This is a genomic window from Nonomuraea sp. NPDC052116, assembly GCF_040680035.1.
Classification (GTDB): Bacteria; Actinomycetota; Actinomycetes; order Streptosporangiales; family Streptosporangiaceae; genus Nonomuraea; species Nonomuraea angiospora_A.
The window spans coordinates 236,050-260,130 of the sequence record NZ_JBFAWA010000001.1 but is presented as its reverse complement, the minus strand read 5'-3'; the positions used below and the strand labels follow the sequence as shown (position 1 = coordinate 260,130).

20 protein-coding genes and 1 pseudogene are annotated in these 24,081 nt (G+C 73.0%); 12 read left to right on the top strand and 9 right to left on the bottom strand.

Annotated features, from left to right (window positions below; translation table 11 throughout):
• Window positions 1-65 precede the first annotated feature (65 nt).
• On the bottom strand, window positions 66-1,856 hold the full coding sequence (locus tag AB0L65_RS01150; protein WP_364239245.1) for a hypothetical protein: 1,791 nt from the start codon (window positions 1,854-1,856) through the stop codon (window positions 66-68).
• Window positions 1,856-3,052 carry a hypothetical protein gene (locus AB0L65_RS01145; RefSeq protein ID WP_364239243.1) on the bottom strand — a complete coding sequence of 399 codons (1,197 nt, stop codon included), beginning with the start codon at window positions 3,050-3,052 and terminating at the stop codon, window positions 1,856-1,858. The genes AB0L65_RS01150 and AB0L65_RS01145 overlap by 1 nt, the downstream gene beginning before the upstream one ends.
• A 175-nt stretch (window positions 3,053-3,227) precedes the next feature.
• Here AB0L65_RS01145 and AB0L65_RS01140 point away from each other — a divergent pair, with 175 nt between their 5' ends.
• From AB0L65_RS01140 to AB0L65_RS01105, 8 genes are all read left to right on the top strand, one after another.
• The gene (locus AB0L65_RS01140; protein ID WP_364239241.1) at window positions 3,228-5,357 is read left to right on the top strand and encodes a hypothetical protein; all 2,130 of its coding nucleotides are present in this window, start codon (window positions 3,228-3,230) and stop codon (window positions 5,355-5,357) included.
• A gap of 14 nt (window positions 5,358-5,371) precedes the next feature.
• Window positions 5,372-6,421, top strand: a complete 1,050-nt coding sequence (locus AB0L65_RS01135) for a MoxR family ATPase (protein WP_364239239.1) — start codon at window positions 5,372-5,374, stop codon at window positions 6,419-6,421.
• On the top strand, window positions 6,422-7,540 hold the full coding sequence (locus AB0L65_RS01130) for a DUF58 domain-containing protein (RefSeq protein ID WP_364239237.1): 1,119 nt from the start codon (window positions 6,422-6,424) through the stop codon (window positions 7,538-7,540).
• Window positions 7,537-9,702, top strand: a complete 2,166-nt coding sequence (locus tag AB0L65_RS01125) for a DUF3488 and transglutaminase-like domain-containing protein (RefSeq protein WP_364239235.1) — start codon at window positions 7,537-7,539, stop codon at window positions 9,700-9,702. Before AB0L65_RS01130 ends, AB0L65_RS01125 begins: the two co-directional genes overlap by 4 nt.
• Window positions 9,703-9,719: 17 nt before the next feature.
• Window positions 9,720-10,661 carry a winged helix DNA-binding domain-containing protein gene (locus AB0L65_RS01120; protein ID WP_364239234.1) on the top strand — a complete coding sequence of 314 codons (942 nt, stop codon included), beginning with the start codon at window positions 9,720-9,722 and terminating at the stop codon, window positions 10,659-10,661.
• A gap of 66 nt (window positions 10,662-10,727) precedes the next feature.
• Window positions 10,728-11,339 (top strand): RNA polymerase sigma factor, encoded by a 612-nt coding sequence (locus tag AB0L65_RS01115; RefSeq protein WP_364239232.1) that lies wholly within the window; start codon window positions 10,728-10,730, stop codon window positions 11,337-11,339.
• A complete protein-coding gene (locus AB0L65_RS01110) occupies window positions 11,332-12,081 on the top strand; it encodes a hypothetical protein (protein ID WP_364239230.1) in 750 nt (249 codons plus the stop codon). The genes AB0L65_RS01115 and AB0L65_RS01110 overlap by 8 nt, the downstream gene beginning before the upstream one ends.
• Before the next feature lie 54 nt (window positions 12,082-12,135).
• Window positions 12,136-13,689 (top strand): heparinase II/III family protein, encoded by a 1,554-nt coding sequence (locus AB0L65_RS01105; RefSeq protein ID WP_364239228.1) that lies wholly within the window; start codon window positions 12,136-12,138, stop codon window positions 13,687-13,689.
• Here the strand turns inward: AB0L65_RS01105 and AB0L65_RS01100 are convergent.
• The 4 genes and pseudogenes from AB0L65_RS01100 to AB0L65_RS01085 form a co-directional block, all read right to left on the bottom strand.
• Window positions 13,662-14,756 carry an FAD-dependent monooxygenase gene (locus tag AB0L65_RS01100; RefSeq protein WP_364239227.1) on the bottom strand — a complete coding sequence of 365 codons (1,095 nt, stop codon included), beginning with the start codon at window positions 14,754-14,756 and terminating at the stop codon, window positions 13,662-13,664. The two genes, AB0L65_RS01105 and AB0L65_RS01100, sit on opposite strands and share 28 nt — an antisense overlap.
• A gap of 74 nt (window positions 14,757-14,830) precedes the next feature.
• On the bottom strand, window positions 14,831-15,502 hold the full coding sequence (locus AB0L65_RS01095) for a maleylpyruvate isomerase family mycothiol-dependent enzyme (RefSeq protein ID WP_364239225.1): 672 nt from the start codon (window positions 15,500-15,502) through the stop codon (window positions 14,831-14,833).
• Window positions 15,495-16,319 (bottom strand): fumarylacetoacetate hydrolase family protein, encoded by an 825-nt coding sequence (locus tag AB0L65_RS01090; RefSeq protein ID WP_364239224.1) that lies wholly within the window; start codon window positions 16,317-16,319, stop codon window positions 15,495-15,497. The genes AB0L65_RS01095 and AB0L65_RS01090 overlap by 8 nt, the downstream gene beginning before the upstream one ends.
• A pseudogene (locus AB0L65_RS01085) lies at window positions 16,316-17,317 on the bottom strand (cupin domain-containing protein); the annotation flags it as partial. The gene AB0L65_RS01090 and the pseudogene AB0L65_RS01085, both read right to left, overlap by 4 nt.
• An 87-nt stretch (window positions 17,318-17,404) precedes the next feature.
• Between AB0L65_RS01085 and AB0L65_RS01080 the strand changes: the two are divergent.
• Together AB0L65_RS01080 and AB0L65_RS01075 are read left to right on the top strand one after the other, a co-directional pair.
• A complete protein-coding gene (locus tag AB0L65_RS01080) occupies window positions 17,405-18,160 on the top strand; it encodes an IclR family transcriptional regulator (RefSeq protein ID WP_364239222.1) in 756 nt (251 codons plus the stop codon).
• Between the two features lie 33 nt (window positions 18,161-18,193).
• Window positions 18,194-18,961: a Clp protease N-terminal domain-containing protein gene (locus tag AB0L65_RS01075; RefSeq protein ID WP_364239221.1), complete on the top strand. Its 768-nt coding sequence runs from the start codon at window positions 18,194-18,196 to the stop codon at window positions 18,959-18,961.
• Window positions 18,962-19,046: 85 nt separating this feature from the next.
• Here AB0L65_RS01075 and AB0L65_RS01070 read toward each other — a convergent pair whose 3' ends face one another.
• From AB0L65_RS01070 to AB0L65_RS01060, 3 genes are read right to left on the bottom strand one after another with little or no spacing between them, the layout of a single operon-like run.
• Window positions 19,047-20,165 carry a magnesium and cobalt transport protein CorA gene (locus AB0L65_RS01070; RefSeq protein WP_364239220.1) on the bottom strand — a complete coding sequence of 373 codons (1,119 nt, stop codon included), beginning with the start codon at window positions 20,163-20,165 and terminating at the stop codon, window positions 19,047-19,049.
• Between the two features lie 14 nt (window positions 20,166-20,179).
• Window positions 20,180-20,647, bottom strand: coding sequence for a nuclear transport factor 2 family protein (locus tag AB0L65_RS01065; RefSeq protein WP_364239219.1), 468 nt, complete (start codon window positions 20,645-20,647; stop codon window positions 20,180-20,182).
• 7 nt (window positions 20,648-20,654) lie between these two features.
• On the bottom strand, window positions 20,655-21,539 hold the full coding sequence (locus AB0L65_RS01060; protein ID WP_364239218.1) for an amidohydrolase family protein: 885 nt from the start codon (window positions 21,537-21,539) through the stop codon (window positions 20,655-20,657).
• A gap of 34 nt (window positions 21,540-21,573) precedes the next feature.
• Here AB0L65_RS01060 and AB0L65_RS01055 point away from each other — a divergent pair, with 34 nt between their 5' ends.
• Both AB0L65_RS01055 and AB0L65_RS01050 read left to right on the top strand, forming a co-directional pair.
• Window positions 21,574-22,272 carry a M50 family metallopeptidase gene (locus tag AB0L65_RS01055; protein WP_364239216.1) on the top strand — a complete coding sequence of 233 codons (699 nt, stop codon included), beginning with the start codon at window positions 21,574-21,576 and terminating at the stop codon, window positions 22,270-22,272.
• Between the two features lie 45 nt (window positions 22,273-22,317).
• Complete coding sequence (locus tag AB0L65_RS01050) at window positions 22,318-24,078, top strand: protein kinase (protein WP_364239214.1); 1,761 nt, start codon at window positions 22,318-22,320, stop codon at window positions 24,076-24,078.
• The last annotated feature ends 3 nt before the right edge of the window (window positions 24,079-24,081 follow it).

Below are 24,081 nucleotides of genomic sequence, written 5' to 3'. Positions count from 1 at the left end.
TGCGACACCTGTTACCCCCGTAGTCCTTCCATCAGTCATGACGCTGAATCTGTGTGCCGTCGCGGTCACTTCGCCGATCTTCGGGCTCGTACAGCGGCCGCCAGCGGCGTGTTGGGCCCGGCCGCCAGGATCAGCTCCTCCTGCAACCGCCGCCGGGCCGCCGGAGTGAGCCGGTGGAACTGCGGCCCCGGCACGTAACCGCCCGCCTCCTCACCGGCCTTGACCTGCCCTATCAGCCCCGCGTGCCGCAACGTCCGCAGCGCCGCCTCCAGCTCGCCGATCGGTAGCTGGGTGTGGCGGCGCAGCTCGTCCACCGGCGTGGGGTGCGGCGACAACCACGAGTCCTCGGGCAACAGCCCCTCGGCCCTCGGGATGGCGACGGAGTGCACCAGGACGAGCGTCAGCACGGCCCGCTCGCTCACCCCCAGCCGCGGGCCCGCCGGGACAGCGGACCGAACGCCGGGAGCCACCGCCCGCACGGCCACCGGATCGCCACCGCCCGCCCGAACGCCACCCTCGCCCGCCTCCCCGACGACAGCCGCGCCCGCTTCCCCGGAGATGGCCACGCCCGCGGCGCTCGCCGCTCTGGCGACGGCCACGCGGGTGGCGTCCCCCTCACTGGCGACGGCCGGGCTCGCGGGACTCTCCACCGGAGCCGAGCCGGCACCGTCAGAAGCCCCGTGCGCGGCTTCGCCCGGGACCTCGCGCCGGGCCCCGGGCGGGATCTCGTGCGTGTCCTTGTGCGGGGCCTCGGGTGCGGACGTCGTGAGGGTGGCGGCTCGGGTGTCGTCGTAGCCGGAGGTCCAGCGGTCGCGGTGCTGGATCAGCGTACGGCCGCGCCTGGCCAGCATCTCGCTCACCGTATGGCGCAGCGCCGGGTCGCGCAGGGCGGCGAAGCGGACCTCCTGCACCGGCTCGGCGGCGTGCTCCACCACCATGAACGCCGCCACCAGCTCAGCCCGTCGCCGCTCGTCATAAGCCCCCAGCAGGTCGTCGAACTCCGCGGACCCGCCCTCGATCCGCCCCCCGAGCTCCGCGTCCGGGTCGGGGACGGGTGCGGCCGGGTGGGCGGCGGCCACGATGTCGGCGTCGCCGACCACGGTGAGCTCGGGACGTTCGGGCTCGGGCAGGCGGCGGACCAGCTCCTGCAACTGCGCGTGCGACTCGACCGGCCACAGCGCGCAGCGCGGGCCGAGGGTGACCACGCCGTCGTCCACGACGACCCACGCCGAGTCGTGCAGGCGCCGCATCGCGCCGATCGCCCAGTTGCGCATCAGGTCGTCGGCGCGGCCGATCAGCGCCCGGTACGTGTCGAGCACCAGCTCCACGGGCGCGGGCTCACCAGGCCACGGGTCCACGGACAGGTCGGTCCAGCAGCACTTGAGCACCGCCGCCAGCACCCGCCTGGTCTCGCCGGACCGCTCCACCGGAACGGGCGACACCTGGTACTCCTCCAGCAGCGACGGCGTCACCCCGTCGGGCCACACCGGCAGAGCCTGGCCGGTGGAGTCGGGTCGCGTCAGCCGCGCCATGCCCGGCGGCGCGGGCTCCCCGGCCGCCAGCCACAGCGGCCCACCCGAGCGCACCCGCACATGCGCGGCGGGCCCGTCAATGGCACCCGCCCGAGCCCGCGCCTTCGCCACGCCCTTCGAACGAGCCCCCGCACGGGCGCCGTCGTGCCCGCGCGCCGACGTGCCCGCCTCCGAGGGGTGCGGCGTCTCCGGGGTATGCGGTGCCGGGTGGTCGGCGGGCCGGGGCTCGGTCCGTACGGCCGGGGCGTCGCCCGCCGAGAGCGCAGGAGCGTCCGGCTCGGCCGCTTCCGGGTGGGTGGGGTCCGGGTGGTTCGGGGTGGGCATCAGGTGCGCTCCAAGTAGCCCTGGGAGAGCCAGGTCGGCTCGCGGTCCGGGTCGATCGAGATCCCGTCGGACCACCTCAGCCGGTAAGGCAGCTCAGGCCGCAGGTCCACGGTCGTCAGGTCGGCCAGCACGCGACGCGCCGAGGGCCAGTCGGAGCCCAGCACGTCGGCCAGTGCCACCTGCGGGGCGCCGCCCAGCAGCGACTCCGCCACCTCCCGCAGCCGCTCCATGGCCGCGCTGAGCGAGGTGTCGAGCGAGTCGCCGGGACCGGGGTCGGGGAGGTTGGAGCGCGGGGGAGTGGGCTGGGCGGGAGCCGGGCGCGGGGCCTCGTCCACGGCGCGGGCGATGGCGGCCGGATCGTGCCACGGCGCGGGCACGTCGAACACGAACCCGTCGAGCACCGCCGCCAGCTGCTCCCGCGACGCGGTCTGCGAGAACGTGCGCCACGTCTCCGTGGGCAGCAACGTCAGGTTGCGGGTGGTGCCCGCCGAGTCGGCCAGGCGTCCGGCGGCGCGGCGGGAGGCGTCGCTGTAGGCGTAGATGGCCGCCCGCAGGTCGGTGCAGACCCGGTCGAGCTCCGGCCATCGGGTCAGGATGGTGCCGTGCAGCCCCTGCGCGCGCCGGGCGATCTCCTCGGTGCCCCACAGCTTGGGCGCCTGCTCGCGCAGCTCCTCGATGGTGCCCGTGGTGAGCGTGATCAGCTCCAGCGCCCACAGCCGGAACGCCCGCGCCAGGTTGACCGCGCTCTGCCTGGCCTCCTCCATCGTCGTGCGGGGGTCGGCGACGTTGAGGTCTTCGAGCGCCAGCAGCCGGTGCATCTCCGACTGCCCGCCGTCGGACATCATCCGCCGGATGAACATCAGCCCGACCACGCTCGTGAACGACGCCCGGTAACGCAGCTGGTTGGGCTTGGGGAACACCTCGCGGATCGCCCCGAGCCCCTTGAGCACCCGCAGCCGGTTGTCGAACTGGTCGCCCGGATAGGCCCGGCACACGAAGCGCATCTGCTCGTGCGTCATCCACTCCTCGCCCGCCTCCGCGAACGCCGAGAACAGCGTCTCGGCGATGTCGACCAGGGCGGGGTCGTCGACGACCGCGCCGCTGTCGCGCGCCAGCGCGGCGAACATCCGGCGGTAGGTCGACAGGACCGCCTCGTCGGTGAGGACGGCGTCGAGGGTCAGGGGCTGTTCGGACACGGGCACTAAGGTACGGCTTCGCGCCGACAGTCTCGGCACACCACAACCACCTCACGAGCCCTACCAGCCGGTACATACGCACAAGCGACCGGTGAGCGCTAGTGTGATGCCCGATAATACGGGGGCAAACGCTCTGTAATCGTACATACGGGGTGAGTTACGCGTGCAGTTGCGCATGCTCCGAGGTGACCGAAGCACGGCCGTGATCGCCGGGGTGGCCGCCGTGGTCCTGGTGGCCGCGGCGGCGTGGTTCGGCGTGGGCGTGTCCAGCGCCAACCCGAAGCTGGCCGATGTCGGCGCCTGGCTCTGGACCCGGGCCAAGGGCAAGATCGTGCACGTCAACGGCCTGTCCGGCGAGGTCGACGGCTACCTCGGCGACAAGGCCGGCCGGCAGCTGCGCGTCGTGCAGGACGGCGGCAACGTGCTGCTCGTCGACGACGCCACCGGCTACGTCAGCCGCGTCGAACCCAGCCAGCTCACGGTCTCCCAGACCCGCGACCTCGGCGCGGCCGGCCTGCAGATCGCGGTGTCCGGCGACACCGGGTACGCGGTGGACCCGGCCTCCGGCAAGGTCCAGCGGATCGACCCGGCCACGCTCAACTCCGTCGGCGCCCCGATCACCCTCCCCGGACCGCTCGGCGCGGCCCGCATCGACGGCGGCGGCCGCCTGTGGGTCCCCGTGACCGCGAAGGGCCAGGTCGTACCGGTGTCGAACGGCGCCGCGGCGAGCCCGCTCAAGGTCGGCGAGCCGGGCGAGGAGCTGGCGATCACGATCGCCGGCGGCCTGCCCGTCGTGGTCAACAGCCGGGCCGCCACCGCCACGGTCATCGGCGCGGACGGCGGGGTCGGCGAGATCACCCTGCCCAAGGGCGTGGCCCAGGCCGCCAAGGGCGGCGCGCTCACCCCGGCCACGACGGAAGGCCCGCTGGTCCCGATCCTCACGCCCGGCGGCTCGGGGCTGCTCGTCGTGATCGACACCTCGTCCAACTCGGTGCTGAGCACCAAGTTCGAGTCGCAGGACGCCGCCAAGCTCGGGGTGCCGCAGGTGCTCGGCAGCAAGGTGTACGTGCCCGACCAGGGCAAGGGTTCTCTCATCGTCTGGGACAGCGCGGCCGGCGGCCGGCCCACCACGCTCCAGGTGGCCCAGGCGCCGGGCCCGGTGGACGTGTTCGTCAAGGACGGCCTGCTCTGGGCCAACGACGAGAACGGCGACAAGGCGGTCGTCATCGACCCCGAGGGCCGCAAGCACGACGTCGACAAGGACGACTCCGACGTACCGGGACCGACCAGCACGCCCAAGCCCAAGCAGACGCCGCGCCCTGACCCGTCCAAGACGGACGCCCGGCCCGACCCCGTACCCACGAGGACGGAGCCGCGCCCCACGGAGACCCGTGAGGCCGAGCCGACCCGCGAGGCCGAGCCCACGCCGACCCCGAGCCGCGAGCCCACCAGGTCGCCCACGCCGACCCCGTCGCCCAGCGCGCCGTCCGCGCCCGGCGCCGTCAGCGCCAGGTCCGGGCCCGGCAAGGTGACGGTGACCTTCAGCCCGGCCACCGGCGGCAAGGTCGAGCGGTACACCCTGAAGACCTCGTCCGGCGCCGGCCGGTCCGTGCCGCAGTCGGTGGACGCGAACGGGCCGTTCCAGTTCGAGTTCACGGGCGGGGACTGCGCGAACGAGTACACGTTCGTGGTGGTCGCGCACTGGGCGGGCGGCGAGGTCGAGTCCCAGCCCAGCGCCGGGGCCAAGCCCTGCGTGGCGCCCGGCTCGCCGACCGGCTTCGCCGCCAAGGCCAAGAACCGGGGCGCCGAGCTGAGCTGGAGCGCCCCCGAGAACGCCGACGACGGCGTCACGTACGAGCTGACCGGCGCGGCGACCGACAACGGCATCAAGGGCACGTCGTTCACGGTGGACGGGCTGAAGAACAACCAGAAGCACGCGTTCAAGCTCAAGGCCAGGAACGCGGCGGGGGAGAGCCCCGACGTGGCCACGACCGAGGTGGACCTGGCCTACCCGAGGCAGCAGTACAAGAACAAGAACAACGCCCAGACCAACACCCTGATCCGGCCCACCCCCGCCAAGAACGGCGACGACAACGTGGGAAAGATCCCGAAGGACCAGTACATCACGGTGACCGTGATCTGCCAGGTCAAGGGCCAGTCTGTCGCCGAGTCGCAAGACGGCAGCACCAGTGACATTTGGAACAAAGTTGAAACGCAGTACGGGAACGGGTGGCTCAGCGACACTCTGGTGGCGACTCCGGACGGCGGCTTCCCCGAGGGGCCGCTCTTCGAGTGCACCGACTGAGGAGGGGGGCTCAGTTGACCCAGTACAACTATCAGGACCAGTTCGAGCAGACCGTGCAGCCGTACCAGCAGCAGGGGCTGGAGCAGTCCTACCAGCAGCAGCCGCAGCAGAGCGCGCAGCTGGCCGGGCAGTTCGCGCAGCGCTTCCAGCTGCTCGCCGGCAACATCGAGCGCATCATCCGGGGCAAGCACGAGGCGATCGAGCTGGCGCTGATCAGCCTGTTCTCGGAGGGGCACCTGCTCGTCGAGGACGTGCCCGGCACCGGCAAGACCACGCTGGCCAGGTCGCTCGCGGCCAGCGTGGACGCCGAGTGGCGGCGCATCCAGTTCACGCCTGACCTGCTGCCCAGCGACATCACCGGCGTGTCGATCTTCAACCAGGCGCACCAGAAGTTCGAGTTCCACCACGGGCCCGTCTTCGCGAACATCGTGCTCGCCGACGAGATCAACCGCGCCTCGCCGAAGACCCAGGCCGCGCTGCTGGAGGTCATGGAGGAGCGCAGGGTCACGGTGGACGCCGAGCCGCATCCGGTGCCCAGGCCGTTCATGGTGGTGGCCACGCAGAACCCGGTCGACATGGACGGCACGTACCCGCTGCCCGAGGCCCAGCTCGACCGCTTCCTGATGAAGATCTCCGTCGGCTACCCCGACCACGTCTCCGAGGTGGAGGTGCTCAAGGGCATGCCGACGGGGCCGCAGGTCGAGCGGCTGCCGGTGGTGGCGCGGTCGTCGGACGTGGCCGGGATGATCGACTTCGCCTCCCGGATCCACGTGGCCGATGCCGTGTACGACTACATCGTCGCGCTGTGCTCGGCCACCCGTACCAGCCCTCACCTGCGGCTCGGGGCCAGCCCCCGGGGCAGCCTGGCGTTGCTGCGCGCGTCCAGGGTCAGGGCCGCCGCGGCCGGCCGGCACTACGTCGTGCCGGAGGACGTGAAGGCGCTGGCCGCGCCCGTGCTGGCGCACCGGCTGATCCTCACGCCCGAGGCCGAGCTGCGCGAGGTCACCGCCGCGGCCGCGCTCGGCGAGATCCTCGCCGGGATGCCGGTGCCGCAGGCGGCGTAGGTGCCCACCCCGCCACCGGCTCCCTGGCAGCGGCTCACCGCGGTGCTGACCCCGCTGGGCTGGGGGACCCTCGCCGGGTCCCTCGCGCTGTACGCGGCGGGGTTCGCGCTCGGTTATCCCGAGCCCGTCGTGCTGGCGACCGGCGGCCTGCTCGCGCTGGCCGCCGCGCTCGCGTGGACCGCCCCCAGGCCCAGGCTGGAGGTGCGGCGCGAGGTCACGCCCCTGAAGGTGCCGCGCGGGGACGCCGCCGTCGCCGTCCTGAACGTGACCAACCTCGGCCGCCGGGGCCTGTCCGGCCTGCGCGCCCAGGACCGGATCGGCGCGGCGGAGCACACCGTCGACCTGCCCAGGCTGCCGAAGGGGGCCGTCCGCACGGTGTCGTACCCGCTGCCGACGGACGCCCGCGGCGAGATCCCGGTGGGGCCGCTGCTGCTCGTCCGGGCCGACCCGTTCGGGCTCACGCGCCGCGTCAGAGCGTACGGCTCGCCCGTCACCCTCCTGGTACGGCCCCGCACGGTCGCCCTCCCCGTCCCCCCGTCCGGCCGGGCCCACCACCTGGAGGGCCCCACCAGCGACAACGCCCCCAGCGGCACGGTCACCTTCCACACCCTGCGCGAGTACGTCGTCGGCGACGACCTGCGGCACGTCCACTGGCGGTCGAGCGCCCGCACCGGGACGCTCATGGTCCGCCAGCTCATCGACGCCAGCCTCCCCACCACCACTGTCGTCCTGGACACCCGCGACCTCACGGAGCTGGCCGTGGACGCCGCCGCCTCGGTCGCGCTCGCCGCCGCCACGGCGGGCTTCCCGGTACGCCTCGTCACCGGCGACGGGCCCGTACCGGACGCCAAGGACCCTGAGACGGTGCTGGACCGCCTGGCCCTGGTGTCGACGGGCACGGGCGGCGTCGCGGAGCCGACGCGCCTGGCCAGGGGTGGCGGCTCCCTGGTCCTGGTCACCTCGGACCCGGCGGAGGCGGGGCGGGTCGCAGGGGTGCGCCGCCGCTTCGACCGTGTCATCTGCGTCTACGTCGGCCCTGGGGCAGTCGCGGTCCCCGGGGTGGCGGTCCTGCCGATCGGCTCCCTGGACGCGCTCCCGCTCGCCTGGGGATCCCGATGACCACCCAGACCCCCAGGCGCGGCCGCCGGCACGGGCGCGCGCCGGACGCGGCCACGCCTGGCGAGGCGGCCGGAGGACGAGCGGGCAGCGTGCCGTCCGGGGGTGTGGCCGGTGGGGCGTTGTGGCGGCGGATGGCGGGGGCGGCGCTGGTCGCGGCCGTCGCCGGGGTGGCCGGGTGGGGGTTCCATCGGGTGTTCCCGGGCACCGAGCTGCTGACCGCCGTGATCCCCGCGGCCATCGCCCCCGCCGTCGTCGCCGCGACCCTCGGCCGCCGCCCCCTCTGGCTGGCCCTGCTCCTGGACGTCATCCTCTGGTTCGCCGGCACCGTCCTGCTCTACCAGGCCGCGAACCCGGGTGTGTTCGCCGACGTGGCGAACTCCTGGCACGCCCTGCTCACCACTCTCCTCCCCGCCCAGCCCGAGCCGCACCTCCTCGTCCTCGTCCACACCCTCGTCTGGGCGGCCGCCGTCATCGGCGCCGAGACGCTGGCCCGCACCCGCACCAGGATCGCCGCCGCCGTCCCGGCGCTGGTCGTCTACGGCACGGCGCTCGTGCTGGGCGTGGACGGCGAGGGCTCGAACGTCCCCGTGGCGGGCGCGCTGTTCGTGCTGATCGCCGCGCTGGCCCTGCTGCGCGACGACCGTTCCCCGCTCTGGCTCCTGGCCGGGTTGCCGGCCGCCGCCGCGCTGGCCGCGCTGGCGCTGGTCGTGGGCCCGCTGCTGCCCATCGCCGCGCAGCCGTACAACCCGCGGCAGGACGCCGACCTCCCTCCGCCGCGGCGCGTCGACAGCGTCAGCCCGCTGGACCGGGTCTCGGCGTGGCTGCAGATCCCCGACAGGGAACTGTTCACCGTCAAGGCCGACAAACCGCTCAACTGGCGGCTGGCCGTGCTCGACCGGTACGACGGCGTCCGATGGACCTCCGGAGCCCGGTTCCAGCCCACCGGCGGCCGGGTGCCCGAGGCGGACTGGACGGGCAAGGCGGACGTCGTCCATCAGAAGGTGACGTTCGACGGGCTCCCGGGCACCTGGCTGCCCGCGGCCGAGCGGCCGGAGCGGGTCGAGGGCGTGCGGGGGCTGGTGGTGGACCCCGAGAGCGGCGCGCTGCTGGCCGGTGCCAAGCCCGCCAAGGGGTTCAGCTACGAGGTGACCTCGAAGGTGCCCCGGCCGTCCAAACAGGAGCTGCTCGACGCCACGCCCGCCGCCGACCCGGGGCTGACCGCGTTCCCGGCCGGGCCGCAGCAGCGGCTGTTCCGCAAGCTCGCCCAGGAGGCCACCAAGGGCGCGACCGCGCCGATCACGCGGGCGTACCGGCTGCAGAAGTACCTGCGCACCAACGCCAGTTACGACGTCACCGCGCCGCCGGGGCACTCGCTCAAGGGGCTGGAGTTCTTCCTGCAGACCACGCACCGGGGGACGTCGGAGCAGTTCGCGACCACGTTCGCGCTCATGGCCAGGACGCTCGGGCTGCCGTCGCGGGTGGTGGTGGGGTTCAGGCCGGGTCAGGCGTCCGGCGGGATTTATCACGTTAAATCTGGCCATGTGATGGTGTGGGCGGAGATCAAGTTCGACCGGCTCGGCTGGCGGCCGTTCTACCCCACGCCGGGCCGCAGCGGCGCCAAGGACGACCATGACGTCGTGTCCTCGGCCATCGAGGAGAGCGAGGAGCTGGAGGGCGAGTTCACCCAGGGCGGGAGCGACCGGCCGAAGACCTCCCGGCCGCAGGCCACGGGGGACGGCCAGGAGTCGTCGAACGGCCCGGCGATCTGGCTGATCGCGTCGGTGGCGGGCGGGGCGCTGCTGGTGGCGTACGCCGGGGTGGTGGTGGCCCTGCCGGGGTGGCGCAGGCGCAAGCGCCGCCGGGCCGAGGGGCCCGAGCAGCGGGTGCTCGGCGCGTGGCGGCAGACCTGCGACGACCTGGGGCTGAGGGGCCGGTACGCTCTGACGGCGGCGGACGTCGTCGCCGGACAGGCAGGCTTGGGCGATATTTCCACTCACATCCAGCCATTGGCTGAAATTTCGAACTTCGTCCGGTACGCCCCGGACGCCATCACCGAGGACGCCGCCACCGCGGCCTGGCAGCGCAGCGACGCCATCCGCAGAGCCGTACGCGCCAGAACCCCCCTGACCACCCGCCTGCGCAATCGCCTCCTGCTGAGATGACGGTGACCATGAGAAGCGTGGAGTCCCAGCTCCTGCACCGCCCCCCGGGCCTGGCGGCCGGCGAGATCGTCAGACATCTGGCGGCGATGCAGGCCCAGGACGTCCCCTCCGCCCTGCTCGCCTTCCGCGCCCGCTCCGCCACCCTCACCAGGCAGGACATCGAGGCCGCGGTGACCTCCCGCGAGATCGTCAGAACCTGGGGCCCGCGCGGCACCCTCCATTTCGCGCACGCCGACGACCTGCCCTGGCTGCACGCCCTCACCGCCCGCGCCACGAACACCCTGCGCCGCCTCCACGAGGAAGGCGTCACCGGCGACGACCTGCTCGGGCTCATCGCGGGCGCCCTCGAAGGCCAGGGCCCGCTCACCAAGGCCGACCTGGAGGAGCGCCTGGCGGGCCGGGCCACCGGCCAGGGCGTCGTGCACCTGGTGGGGCTGGCCGCCCACCACGGCCTGGCCGTGCTGGGCCCGCTCCGCGCGGGCAAGCCCACGTACGTGCACGCCGCCGACTGGCTGGGTGCCCCGATCACCCCCGAGCCCGACCGGGACCGCGCGCTCAAGGAGCTGGGCGCCCGCTACCGCCGCGCCCACCGGCCCGCCGAGCCCGAGGACCTGGCCGCCTGGTCGGGCCTGCCGCTCGGCGAGGCCCGCACGGCCTGGCGCCTGAGCGCCGCCCCTCCACCGCCCGCCAGCACAGAGGAGGAGCCGGTGGCCCGCCTCGCGCCCGCCTTCGACGAGTACCTGATGGGCTGGCGCAGCCGCGACCCGATCCTGGCCGCCGAGCACGCCAGGAAGGTGTTCCCGGGGGGAGGCGTCCTGCGGCCGGTCGTGCTGGTGGGCGGTGTGATCAGGGGCGTGTGGGGGCGCAAGGGCGCGCGGGCGAGCGTCGAGCCGTTCGACGAGCTGCCGGACGGCCTGCTCGACGCCGAGATCGCCGACGTCCGCCGATTTCTGGAATGAGAGCGTGAAAGCAAACCGGTGCATCGGGTGATAAGAGATGACCACTGATTCACCGGAAGGCAGCGCATGACGGGGGAGACCATCGCGACGCCGGCGGCATGGACGGCTCGCGCGCACGTCCACGGGGGGACGCGCAGCTCGCCGCCGAACGTTCTCGACGACGCCGACGGTTTCGCCGCGGTGTTCGGGGCCCACTTCGGCGAGATCCACACCTACGTCGCCCAGCGGCTCGGCCCCGACCACGCCGAGGACGTCGTGGCCGAGACGTTCCTCACCGCGTTCCGCAAGCGGGCGCGGTACGACCCGGCCCGCGCGAACGTGCGCGCCTGGCTGTACGGCATCGCCACGAACCTCATCGGCAAGCACCGCCGCCTCGAGGCCCGCACCCTGCGCGCGCTCGGCCGCTGCGCCCCCGACCCCGAGTACCCCGGGCACGAGGACTCGGTCGCCCGCCGCGTCAGCGCTCAGAGCCTGCGCCCCGAACTGGCCGCCGCCCTGGCCGAGCTCGACCGCCGCGACCGCGACGTCCTGCTGCTCGTCGCGCTCGCCGGGCTGAGCCACGACGAGATCGCCACCGCGCTCGGCATCCCGTACGGCACCGTCGGGTCCCGCCTGAACCGGGCCAGGAAGAAGCTGCGCGCCCTGCTCGGCGAGATCGAGGTGTTCGTCCGTGGATGAGATGGAGCACATCAAAGACCTGTACGGCCGGCCGCGACCAGACCCGGACGCCCAGGCCAGGGTGTGGCGGCGGGTGATGGCGGCACGCAGGCGCAGGCGGCTGTCGTGGCTGGTGCTCCCCGCCGTGGCGACGGCCCTGGCGGCGGCGTTCGTGATCCATCAATCGGCACCCTCCGGACGTTCCGTGCTGCTGGCGGCGGCCGGCACCGCCGCGTCCGGCCACGTTCCGGACGGGACGTACTGGCACATCAAGAAGGTCCGGGACGGGTCCCAGGTGGTCGGGCTCTGGGCGGCCAGGGACGGCCGGGCGTGGACCCTGGAACAGGGCCGGATCACGCAGGTCAAGGGACGGTCGGCGTTCAGCATGGCGGGGCGTGACCTGACGTTCCAGCAGATCGAGAGCCTTCCCACGGACCCGGACGCGCTCAGGGAGCGGGTGGCGGGCATGCTGCCGTCCAAGGGCCTGCTCGCCGACGCGCTCAGCGGCCTGCTGTGGACCAAGCCGTCCCCGCCCGCCGTGCGCGCCGCCGCCTACCGCGCGCTCGCCGACCTGCCCGAGGTCCGTTACCTGGGCGAGCGCGACCGCGGTGAGGCGTTCTCGTACGCGCTGCCCGACGGCACCCAGCGGACGCTCGTCATCGACCCGGCGACCTCGCAGGTGCTCTCCCGCACCGACGACGGGCCGTCCCCGGGCACGGAGCGCGTGATCGAGGCGGGCTGGACCGACCGGGGTCCCCGCTAGAGCATTCCGACGCCGGCGCGTGGGTTTCGCGCGCCCTGAAACAGGAGTCCCGACGTGTTCTGGCGTGCGATCTCGGGCAAAGCCATCTGCCTGAGCGACCAGTTTCCCTTGATCAAGGTGGAGGAGGTGATGCGCGGGCAGGTCACGTTCGTCGGCCTGCCGCCGGTCGAGCTGGGCACGGACGTCGACTGGACCGCGAACCCGCACGGCAACCGCTCCTGGGCGCTGAACCTGCACGCGCTGCGCTGGATGGGCCGGCTGGTCGCCGAGTACGAGCGCTCGGGCGAGCCCGCGTACCTCGACCGCGCGAGCACCCTGGCCGAGCACTGGATCCGCGAGAACCCGCACGGCGGCCGCGGGGTCAGCCCGTGGGCGTGGGCCGAGCACGCGGTCGCGTTACGCGCCCCCGCGCTCGTGTGCCTCAGCGAGCACGCGCGGAGCCGGGCACTGTGGAGCAGCCTCGCCGAGCACGGGGAGATCCTGGCCGACTCGTCGCTCTACCGCGCGGGCCACAACCACGGCCTGGACCAGGACATCGGGCTGCTCGTCGTCGGCTGCCGGCTCGGCCGGGCACGCTGGCGCGATCTGGCCATCCGCAGGATGACCGCCTCCGCCGAGCTGGCCATCGACAGCCAGGGGGTGCTCCAGGAGCAGGCCCCCCGCTACGGCCTGTACGTGCACCGGCGACTCGGCACGGCGCTGCGGGCGATCGCCGAGAGCGGCGCCGCACCACCCCAGCGGCTCATCGCCCGGCGGGCCGCGCTGGAGGCGTACGTCGCGCACGCCACCCAGCCCGACGGCCGCCTCGCCCCGATCGGCGACAGCCCGGCCGACACCCGCGCCGACGGCTTTCCGCACGAGGGGCCGGTGGTGCGGGTGTTCGACGGCGGGTACGTCTTCGGCAGGACCGCCTGGGACGACCCGCGGTCCGCGTTCTACTCGATCAGGTTCGGGCCCGGGCGGCGGCTGCACGGGCACGAGGACCATCTCGGCGTCACCTACAGCGCCCAGGGCCGCCGGATCCTCGTCGAGGCCGGGTTCCACTCCTACGAGCGCACCGGGTACGTGGAGTGGACGCGCTCGCCCGAGGCGCACAACGTGCCCGTCGTGGCCGGGACCTTCCGCCCGGGGACGGCCACGCGGCTCGCCGGATCGTCCGTCGAGCCGTCGCGCCAGTCCTTCGAGCTGGCCGACGACGCCTACGGGGCGACCAGGACCCGGCGCGTCCTCGTCAACCACGGGCCCGACCTGCTGGCCGTGCACGACTCCGTCGAGGTCGGGACCCTGCGCAGCCTGTGGCACTTCGACCCGTCGCTGCAGGTGGTCTCCCGGGGTGACGGCCGGGTGGTGCTCGGGGACGGGGACTGGCGGGTGACGCTGCTGCAGCTCCCGGGGGCGGGGCTGGGGGTGCGTCCCGGGCTGGTCTCGACCGGTTACCTGCGGACCGCCGAGGTGGCGACCGTCGTGTCCCCCGCCGCCCCGAGTGTGCTGACCGTGATCGTGCCGGGCGCGGCCGATCCGCGCGTGTCGGTCTCCGGCGACGCGCTGACCGTCCACACCCCGGACGGCCCCGTCACGCTTCACCCCCCATACAGCCAGTCGACGTAGTCGTGGGCGGCCAGGTCCCTGGTCCGGAACAGCTCGTTGCGCAGCACCCGGGCCACGCCGTCCACGTGCCAGATGTCGCCCCACAGCCGCGCCGTCGTCTGCACGCGCGCCGTCCTCGGCACGCGGATCTCCTGGTACGCGGCCAGCGCCCGGTCCCAGTCGCCGGCCGCCGACTGCTCGGCCAGCTCGTGGGCGTCCTCGATGGCCTGGCAGGCGCCCTGGGCCAGGTACTGGAGCATGGGGTGGGCGGCGTCCCCCAGGAGGGCGAGCCTGCCCCGCACCCAGGTGCCGACGGGCGGGCGGTCGAGCATGGGCCAGTGGCGCTCGCGCCACAGGTACGGCAGGCCCTTGCCGATCGCGTCGCAGCAGCCGTCGAAGGCCGCCTCCAGGTCGCCGGGGCCGCGGAAGACGGCCACCTGGTTGAGCAGCTCGCCGCCGCGCAGGGCGTACTGGACGAAGTGGCAGCCGGGGCCCAGGTACGCGACCACGTCGGAGACATCGAAGTCCCCGGGGAGCGGACGGGTGCCCCTATAAGCGACAAATCCGGAATCGTGGGGTTGGTCGGCGACGAGCTGTGCCCGCAGGACCGACTGCAGGCCGTCCGCCGCGACCACCACGTCACCCTCGTGCACCTCGCCGTCCGCGCAATGGGCCCTGGCGCGTCCGGCGTCCACCCGCTCGACGTGCCGGCCGTTCAGCAGCTCCACGCCCGCGGCCGCGCAGGCCCGCAGGAGGACGGCGTGCAGGTCGCCGCGGTGCGCCACCACGTAGGGCCCGCCGTAGCGGTGCCGGAACCCCTCGCCCAGGTCGAGGTGGGTGAGCTCCTCGCCGGTCAGGGCGTCCCTGAAGACCAGCCGCCGGGGGAGCACACCCCTCTCGATCACCTGGTCCAGCAGGCCCCAGCGGTGGAGCACACGGGTGGCGTTGGGGCCGAGCTGCAATCCGGCGCCCACCTCGCCGAACTCGGCCGACCGCTCCAGCACCCGGACCGTCCGCCCGGCCCTCGCCTGCGCGAAGGCGGCCGCCAGCCCGCCGATGCCGCCTCCGACGACGACCACCTCGACCACGAGCCCTCCTCTCCACCGACGACACCCGCGCCCGGCCCGAGCCTTCAGAGCCCGAGCCTTCAGAGCCCGAGCCTTCAGAGCCAGCGGCCGATGGCGGGGGCGGCGGGGTCGGGGGCGGGGCCGCGCCCGGTGACCCAGGCGGCCAGCTCGGCGGCCGTCCCCCGCACCTCCGGCAGGCCGTCCCCATCGGACGGCCAGGTGGTGGGGCGGTCGGTGGGGCGCAGGACCATCGCGGGCTCCTCACCGCGCCTCGCCCACAGCGCCGTCACATCCGTGACCAGCGCGTCCACCAGCTCGCCCGGCAGATCCTCGAACCGCCCGCCCAGGTCCACGCCGTGCACCCACACCTCGCGGGTCCGCAGCCACACCACCTCGGACGCGGGCACGAGCCGCCCCTGAGCGGTCCGCACCCGGGTGTCCCACCGGTCCCCGGACAACTCGTCCAGGGCGTCGCGCAGCTCCTCGGACGTCTCCCTGGCCAGGCTCTCCAGCGCGGCGGCGTCCAGCCGGGCGGCCAGGTCCTCGATCTCGGCGTCACGAGCCTCGGCCGAGGCGTACATCGGACGCTCCTCACCCGTACGCGCCCAATGCACCAGCCTGCCGAGAGCGCGGGCGTTCGCGGCGACGTGCGCCACCACGTGCCGTCCCGACCACCCGGGCAGCCGGCTCGGCCGTCCGAGGTCGGCACCGCGTACCTGCGCCTCGAAGTACGCGGTGCCGGCGTCCATCCAGCCCAGGTCAGGCATCTCGGCGTGCCACGTTGACCAGCTCGCCGAGGCCCGCGATCCGGGTCACGACCTTGTTCCCGTCGGCGAGGTAGCGAGGAGGCTTGCGGGCGTGGCCGACGCCTCCGGGCGTGCCGGTGGCGATGACGTCCCCGGGCTGGAGCGTGATGATCCGCGACACGTACGAGATCAGCTCGGCCGGGCCGAACACCAGGTCGGACGTGTCCGTCTCCTGCACCACCTCGCCGTCCACCTCGCACTGCATGGTCATCGTCACGCCCTCCAGCTCGTCCGGGGTGACGAGGTACGGCCCGAACGGCGTGCTCGACTCGAAGGTCTTGCCCTGGAGCCACTGCAGCGTGCGGTACTGGTAGTCGCGGGCGGTCACGTCGTTGATCACGGAGTAGCCGGCGATGGAGGCCGCCGCCTGCTCGGGCGACACGTTCCGGGCCGCCGTGCCGATGATCACCGCCAGCTCGGCCTCCCAGTCGACGGCGTCGGAGACGGCGGGCAGCGCGATGTCGTCGTACGGCCCCACCAGCGCCTCGGCGAACTTGGCGAACAGCGTCGGATGCTCCGGCAGCTCCCGCCCCATCTCCAGGATGTGGTTGCGGTAGTTGAGCCCCACGCAGACGATCTTCCCCGGCCGGGGGACGACGGGGGCGAGGTCGGCCGTGGACAGGGGATGCCGGGGCCCGTCGGCGGCGGCCGCCACCTCCCGCCAGCGCGGATCGGCCAGCAGCGCCCCGACGTCGGGCGCGCCGACCTCCACGGCAAGGTCGCCGTCGATCCTGGCGGCGGTCGTACGGTTCGGCAGCCGCAGCGTCGCGAGCCTCACACGAACTCCTCTCGATATTGACGCAGGCCCTCGAAAACGGGCGTGTCAGCGAAACGGAACAGGTCGAAACGGGTCTCGGCGCGGAACGACCACGCGCACCACGACGGCACCACGACGAGGTCGCCGCGCGACAGCCGCCGCTCCGCGCCGTCGAGGGTCACGAACCCCTCACCGTCGAACACCTGGTACACCGACGACCCCACCTCTCTCCGCGCGGCCGTCGCGGTCCCCGCCCGCAGCCGGTGGAACTCGGCCCTGATCGTCGGCATGACGTCGCCGCCGGTGGTGGGGTTGGTGTAGCGGACGGCGGCGTGGCCGGGCTCGACGGTCCCGGGGTGGCCCTCGTCCTCCAGCGCCAGCTGCTCGTCCAGCGCCCGGTCGGTGTGCTCCCAGCGGTACGCGGCGATCGGCGAGCTGGGCGTGGCTTGCGGCGCCGAGACGGGGCGCAGCCCGGGGTGCGCCCACAGCCGTTCCGAACGCGACACGCTCGGCGTCGTCACGTCGGTGACCTGGTCGGGGCCGAACTCGAAGAACGAGGTGTCGGTGTAGTGCACGAGCGGGATGTCCAGCCCGTCGATCCAGGCCATGGGCGCGTCGGTGGTGTTGTGGTGCCCGTGGAAGTGCCAGCCGGGAGTCAGCAGGAAGTCGCCGCGCCGCATGGCGACCGGGTCGCCGTTCACGACGGTCCAGACACCCTCGCCCTCGACGACGAAGCGGAAGGCGTTCTGGGTGTGGCGGTGCTCGGGGGCGACCTCGCGCGGCCCCAGGTACTGGATGGCCGCCCAGAGGGTCGGCGTCGCGTACGGCATCCCGCCCAGCCCGGGGTTGGCCAGCGCGATGGCCCGCCGCTCCCCGCCGCGCCCGACCGGCACCAGCTCGCCGGCCCGCTCGGCCAGCGGGTAGAGCGTCTTCCACTCCCACACGTGCGGCCGCGCCTTCGGCTTCGGGTGCTCCGGCATCAGATCGCCGACCTGCGTCCACAACGGAATGAGGTCTTCCGCCGCGAAGTCGGCGTAGAGCCTCTCCTCTGGGTTCATGGAGCCCACGCTAGGAGGTGATTCTGCATACGGCACTAGCATTCTGCTATGAAGAACAGGCCCGCCTACGCCCTGGGCTCCGTCGACAACGTGCTGCTGCTCCTGCACATGCTGCGCGACCAGGGCCGCCTCAAGGTCGCCGACGTCGCCAGGGAGCTGGGCATCGCCCGCTCGACCGCCCACCGCCTGCTGGCCATGCTCGTCTACCGCGACTTCGCCGTGCAGGACGAGCAGCACACGTACCTGCCGGGGCCGTTCCTCACTTCGACGCAGGCCGGCGCGGGCGGGGCGGTCCTGCGCGAGCTGCGCGCCCGGGTCAGGCCCGCGATGGAGGCCCTGTGCGCGCGGGCCGCGGAGACCGTGAACCTCATGCTCCGGGTCGGTACGGAGGTGCGCTTCCTGGACAGCGTGGAGTCGTCGCAGATCCTGCACGTCGGCGACCGCCGCGGCACGATCCTGCCCGCCCGCCGGGCCTCCGGCGGCAAGGTCCTGCTCGCCACCCTGCCCCCCGACCAGCTCCGCGACCTCTACCCCGACCTTTCCGACCACGAGCGCGCGACCCTGACCCGCGAGCTCGACGACGTCAGGGCCCGCGGCTACGCGCTCAACATCGACGGCACGGAACGCGGCGTCTCCGCCATCGGCGCGACCCTGCGCAACGGGAACGGCGCCGCCCTGGCCGCCCTGTCGATCTCGGCCCCCTCGGCCCGCTTCGGGCCGGACCGGGTGGGGTTCTTCGCGGCTCGGCTGAAGGCCGCGGTGGGGGAGGCCGAACAGGCGCTGACCGATTTCCCTGACGCTTGACGAGTGTAACCCCATGAGGGTTACTATAGGGGTATGCCAAAGATCAACGTCTACCTGCCGGACGAACTCGCGGAAGCGGTCAAGCAGGCCGGGGTGCCGGTGTCGGCGGTGTGCCAGCGCGCGCTGGAGCAGGCGGTCCGCCGGGTGACCGCCATCAGGGAGACCGTCCTGAGCGACCTCGACCTCGAAGAGCCGACCGGGGCGCTGAGGCACCTGACGCCCAGGACGCGCACCGTCCTCAAACTGGCCGCCGACCAGGCCAGGGCGGAAGGGGCCGCAGCCGTCGGCACCGAGCACCTGCTGGGCGCCATGCTGAGCGAGGGGACCAACCTGGCGCTGCACGTCCTGCGGGCCGTGGAGATCGACCCCGAGCAGGTCGGCCGCGACCTCGCCCGCCACCAGCCCGCCCCCGGCGCGGCCGGCGGCTCGGAGCCGCGCAACTTCAGCGGGGCGGCGGCCAACGCGCTGGAGTTCGCCGTCACGGAGGCGACCTCACTCGGCCACAACTACGTGGGCTGCGAGCACCTCCTGCTCGGCCTCGTCGCCGAGCCCGACGGGACCGCCGGCCAGGTCCTGCGCGGGCTGGGCGCCGAGCCCAGGCTCACCAGGCGCGCCGTGGTGGCGGCCCTGGCCGGGTACGTCCACCTGCGGGCGCAGACGCAGCAGGACGTCGAGGCGCAGGGAGACCAGGGCCGGCCCGCCGCCGTCCAGGCGATGCTGTCCGCCGCCGTCCGCCAGGAGTTGCAGCCCCTCGTCCAGCGGCTCGAGCGGCTGGAAGCGCACGTGGGACTGGACGCCTGAGGGTCACGAGGTGTCCGCCGCCATCCGCGTCACCCTGGTGGCCCTGATCGTGGTCGGGATCGTGATCGGGGCCATGTGGTGACGTTCAGAGCCAGTCGCGGCCTTTGAAGACGAGATAAAGGGTCAGACAGACGGCCGCCATCAGCACGATCGCGAATGGATACCCGAATGCCCAGTGCGTTTCGGGCATGAAATCGAAATTCATCCCGTAAATGGTCCCGACCAATGTCGGAGCGAACAGGATGGCGGCCCAGGCGGAGATCTTCTTGACCTCCTCGCCCTGCTGGATGCTCGCCTCTGTCATCCGGGCCATCTCCGCGTTCTGCGCCTGCGTCACCAGCGTCGAGTTGACGATCAGGATGTCCTGCAGCATCTGCCGGAACGCGGAGATCCGCTCCGACACCGTGATCGCGTGGTCGGCCACGTCACGCAGGTAGCTCTGCAGCTCGTCGTTCATCCCGTGCTTGGAGGCCCCCGCGATGAACGCGTGGAGCATGCCCACCAGCGGCGCCGTGGCCCGCTGGAACTCGATCACCTCGCCGGACAGCTCGTAGACCCGCCGCGACACCGACGGGTCGCCGCCGAAGACCTGGACCTCGATCTCCTCGATGTCCTTCTGCAGCCCGGCCACCACCGGGGCGTAGCCGTCCACCACCGCGTCGAGGATGGCGTACAGGACCGCCTGCGGGCCCTGTTTCAGCAGCTCGGGCTCGGACTCCATGCGCTTGCGGACGGCCTGGAGGTCGGGGGCCTCGGCGTGGCGTACGGTGATCACGAAGTTGGGGCCGATGAAGACGTGCACCTCCCCGAACGCGACCTCCTCCACGTCGTCCAGATAGCGCGCGGCCCGCAGCACCACGAACAGCGTGTCGCCGTAGCGGTCGGCCTTGGGCCGCTGGGAGCCGACGATCGCGTCCTCCAGCGCCAGCTCGTGCAGCTCGAACTCCTCGCCGAGCTTGACCAGCTCCCACTCCTTCGGCCGGTAGAGGCCGATCCAGGCCATGCTGCGCGGGATCTCCTTGAGGCACTCGAAGGCGGCGCCCAGGGAGCCGGGCGTGTCGACGCGCCTGCCGTCGCGGTAGATGGCGTTGTCGATGACGGTCGGCCGGTAGGGCCGCTCCTCCGTGGCACGCGGGTCCATCGAGTGCTCGGGCGCTTCCTCGTGGACGTCGCCGCTGCGCCTGAACCCCTTCACCCTGGCCATGGCCCTCCTTGGACCTAAGAGAGCTCGTCGAGCCGTTGCGTGGCGCGGTCTCTGATGGTCTTGCGCCACATCGGCGTCCAGCCGAACAGCAGCCCGTGCGGCCTGCCCAGCGCCATCTTCGACCAGCGCTTGAAGTCGAATTCGTCGTGGTGGCGGACGATCAGATCGCCCTCGAACCTGAACAGCGCGTCGATCTCGTTGACGACCTGGCGCCCGGTCCTGGAGAAGGTGTAGCGGGACGTCCAGCGCGCGGTGCCGGTGAAGTCGTCGGCCGTCACGTCGCCGTAGGTGGATCTGAGGCCGTCGCGCACGCCGAGCTGCAGCCGCCACATCGTCATCACGCGGTCACGCCCCTCGACCTCCTGGAAGATCGGATCGCCGAAGCTGATCTCGGGGTGGTAGCAGCGCTCCATGGCCGCGAAGTCCGCGCGCCCCAGAGCGTCGTAGAAAGCGCCGATGAGCGCGACGTGCCGATCGTTCACTCCTCTATCAGATCATGGCCGCTGCGTTGCCCCAGCACACCGCCCGCAACCAGGCATCGCCCAGGTCGAGCCGGGCGAGCGCGTCGAGCTGATGGGCGTAAGGATACGGAATCGTCGGGAAGTCACTACCGAGCACCACCTTGCCTGAAATGCCCAGATCAAGCAATGCCGGCCGCAGCCGCGCGGGGAACGGCATGCCCAGCTCGGCGAAGTCGGTGAACGCCATCGTGGTGTCCAGCGCGACCCGCTCGTAGCGGGCGGCCAGCTCGAAGAACGGGTCGTACTCCGGCATCCCCAGATGCGCGATCACCACCCGCAGCCGCGGATGCCTGCGCAGCACCTCGCCGATCGGCCCGGGGCCGATGTGCCCGCCCGGCACGGGCACCGAACTGGCGTGCGTCACCACCGGCACCCCCGCGTCCGCCAGCAGCCCCCAGACCTCGTCCAGCTCGGCGGCCCGCGGGTCGAACCCGCCGACCTGCAGGTGCACCTTGAAGATCCTGGCCCCGTCCTCCAGAGCGCGGCGCACGTACTCCACGACGCCAGGCTCGGGGTAGAAGGTCGCCGAAGGGAGGCATTCGGGTGTACGGCGGGCGAACTCCAGCGTCCAGGCGTTGAGATCGAGCGCCATGTCCGGCTTGTGCGCATAGGCGAGAGCGGGGAACGTGCGCACGCCCATGGCCCGCAGCAGCGCGACCCGCTCCTCCGCCGGCCACTCGTACTCGATCTTCCAGCCGTTCCCCATCAGCGGGCCGCCGTGCCTGAAGTGGTGCCAAACCCGCCGCTCCATCCGCTCCGGCAGGAAGTGGACGTGCAGGTCGATCAGACCGGGCAGCCCGAGCCCGCGCCACCAGTCCGGAATCCGGGCGTCAGAATCTTGTTCTGTGGCCACGCAGGAGACTCTACCTGGATAGGGTTTCTCCTCGATGGAACAGCTCTGGGCCCACCTGATCAAGGTTCAGCCTGACCCCGACCCCTGGGTCGTGGGGGTCTCGGCTCTCGCCGCGTTCGTGCTCGTCGGCTTCCGCATGCCCTGGCAGGTGACCAGAGGCCTGATCACGATCGCCCACGAGGGCGGCCACGCGCTGATGGCGCTGGTCACCCGGCGCAAACTCGAAGGCATCCGCCTCCACTCCGACACCTCCGGCGTGACGCTGACCAGAGGCAGGCCCACCGGGCCCGGCATGGTGCTGACCGCGCTCGCCGGCTATGTGGCGCCTCCGCTGCTGGGGCTGGGCGCCGCCTGGCTGACCGAGATGGGGCACATCACGCTGCTGATCTGGAGCGTGCTGCTGTTCCTGGTCTGCATGCTGCTGCTGATCCGCAACCTGTACGGCGCGCTGATCCTGCTCGCCACCGGCGGCGCCGTGTTCGCCCTGATCATGTACGCGCCCGCCGAGGTCCAGCAGGTCGTCGCCCTGGTCGCGGTCTGGTTCCTGCTGTTCGGCGGGATCAGGCCGATCATCGAGCTGCAGCGCAAGCGGAGCAGGCGGCAGGCGCGAGACTCCGACGCGGACCAGCTGGCCAGGCTGACGTTCCTGCCCGGCGGGTTCTACGTGTTCCTCTTCCTGCTGGTGTCGGTCGCGTCCGCGGCCTTCGGCGCGTACCTCATGAATCCGCTCTAACCCCCAAAATTCGCACTAAACTCGCCTGCAACAGGGGGGAGTGCCGTGCTGCCAGTCGAGGACGCGCCCGGCTACCGGGTACTCGATCAGGCGGGCCAGGGCGGCTTCGCCGTCGTGTACCGCGCCTACCAGGAGCGCCTCGACCGGGTCGTGGCGCTCAAGGTGCTGTCCGTCGACCGGGTCGACCAGCGCACGATGCGCAGGTTCCAGCGCGAGCTGCAGCTCACCGGCCGCCTGACCGGCCACCCCAACGTCGTCACCGTCTTCGACACCGGCGTCACCCGCTCCGGCAAGCCGTACATCGCGATGGACTACTTCGAGAACGGCTCGCTGCGCGACAGGGTCCGCAAGGAGGGGCCGCTGCCGGTGCCCGACGTGCTGCGGGCCGGGGTGAAGCTGGCCGGGGCGCTGGCCGCCGTACACGAGGCCGGGGTCCTGCACGGCGACATCAAGCCGCAGAACATCCTCATCTCCCGGTACGGCGAGCCCGCCATCGCCGACTTCGGCGTGGCCCGGGTCGTGGACTCCTCGGAGATCTCGGCCACGTCGCAGGCGTTCACCCCGCTGCACGCCGCCCCCGAGGTGCTCACGGGCCAGCCGCACTCGGCCTCGACCGACATCTACTCGCTCGGCTCGACCCTCTACCACCTGCTGGCCGGCCAGCCCGCCTTCCACAACCCGACGGACCCGTCGATCGCGCCCCTGATGTACCGGGTGCTCAGCGTCGAGCCGCCCCCGATCAACCGCTCCGACGTGCCGCCGCCGGTCCTCGAGACGGTCATGCGGGCGATGTCCAAGCAGCCCGAGGTGCGGTACGGGTCGGCGCGGGAGCTCGCCCGGCGGCTGCAGGAGGTGCAGGCCGAGCTGGGCCTGCCGGTGACCGACCTGGTGGGCCAGGACCCCGGCCCGGGACCGGCGATGTCCACGGTGCCCCGCCCCCGCCTCGACGACCCGCCCACCGGCGAGCCCCAGCACACGGGGAGCCCCCAGCACACGGGGAGCCCTCAGCTCCCGACCACGGGCAACCACCTGCCGTCCACCGGCAACCATCTCCCGACCACCGGCAACCACCTGCCCGGCGGCCCCGGCCGGCCGTCGCCGTTCGCCCCCGAGGCGAGACCGTCGCCCTTCGCGCCGGAGGCGCGGCCGTCGCCGTTCGCTCCGGAAGCGCGGGCGGCGGGCACCGGCGGCATGCACGCCACCGGTGCGCAGGTGCCGGGCGGCGGGCAGCCCGGCTACAGCGCGACGGGCGCGCCCGCACCGCCGTCCATCAACTCGGCCACCACTCCGCCGGGGCGGGGCGGGACGACCGCGCCGGGCGGAGGGGGGCGCCTGCCGCGGGGCCTCGTGATCGGCGCCGCCGTGGCGGCCGTCGTCGTGGGCGGCACGAGCGCGGCCGTCTACCTGTCGCTCCAGCAGAACGAGCCATCACAGACCACCCGGCCCTCGGCGTCCGAGCCGGGCACCCGGGACACCGAGGCCATCGACAAGCAGTCCGTCGCCGCGCTGACCCCGCGTGGCCTGAAGGTGACCGCCGACCAGGGCGCCCTCGTCGAGCTGAAGTGGACGCTCCCCGCGGCCGCCCGCCGCTATCCGGTGGTCCTCCAGCGCTCCCCGCTCAAGAAGGGCGAGCAGGCCGTCACCGCCCTGGGCCAGGGCAGCACCGAGACCCGCGTCGCGGGACTGGACCCGGGCACCGGCTACTGCTTCCTGGTGGGCGTCCTGCTGCGCGTCTCGGAGAGCTCGACGGTCGCCTGGTCGAAGCCCACGTGCATCAGGGGCGCCGTCGCCCGCTCGAACCCGTAGCGG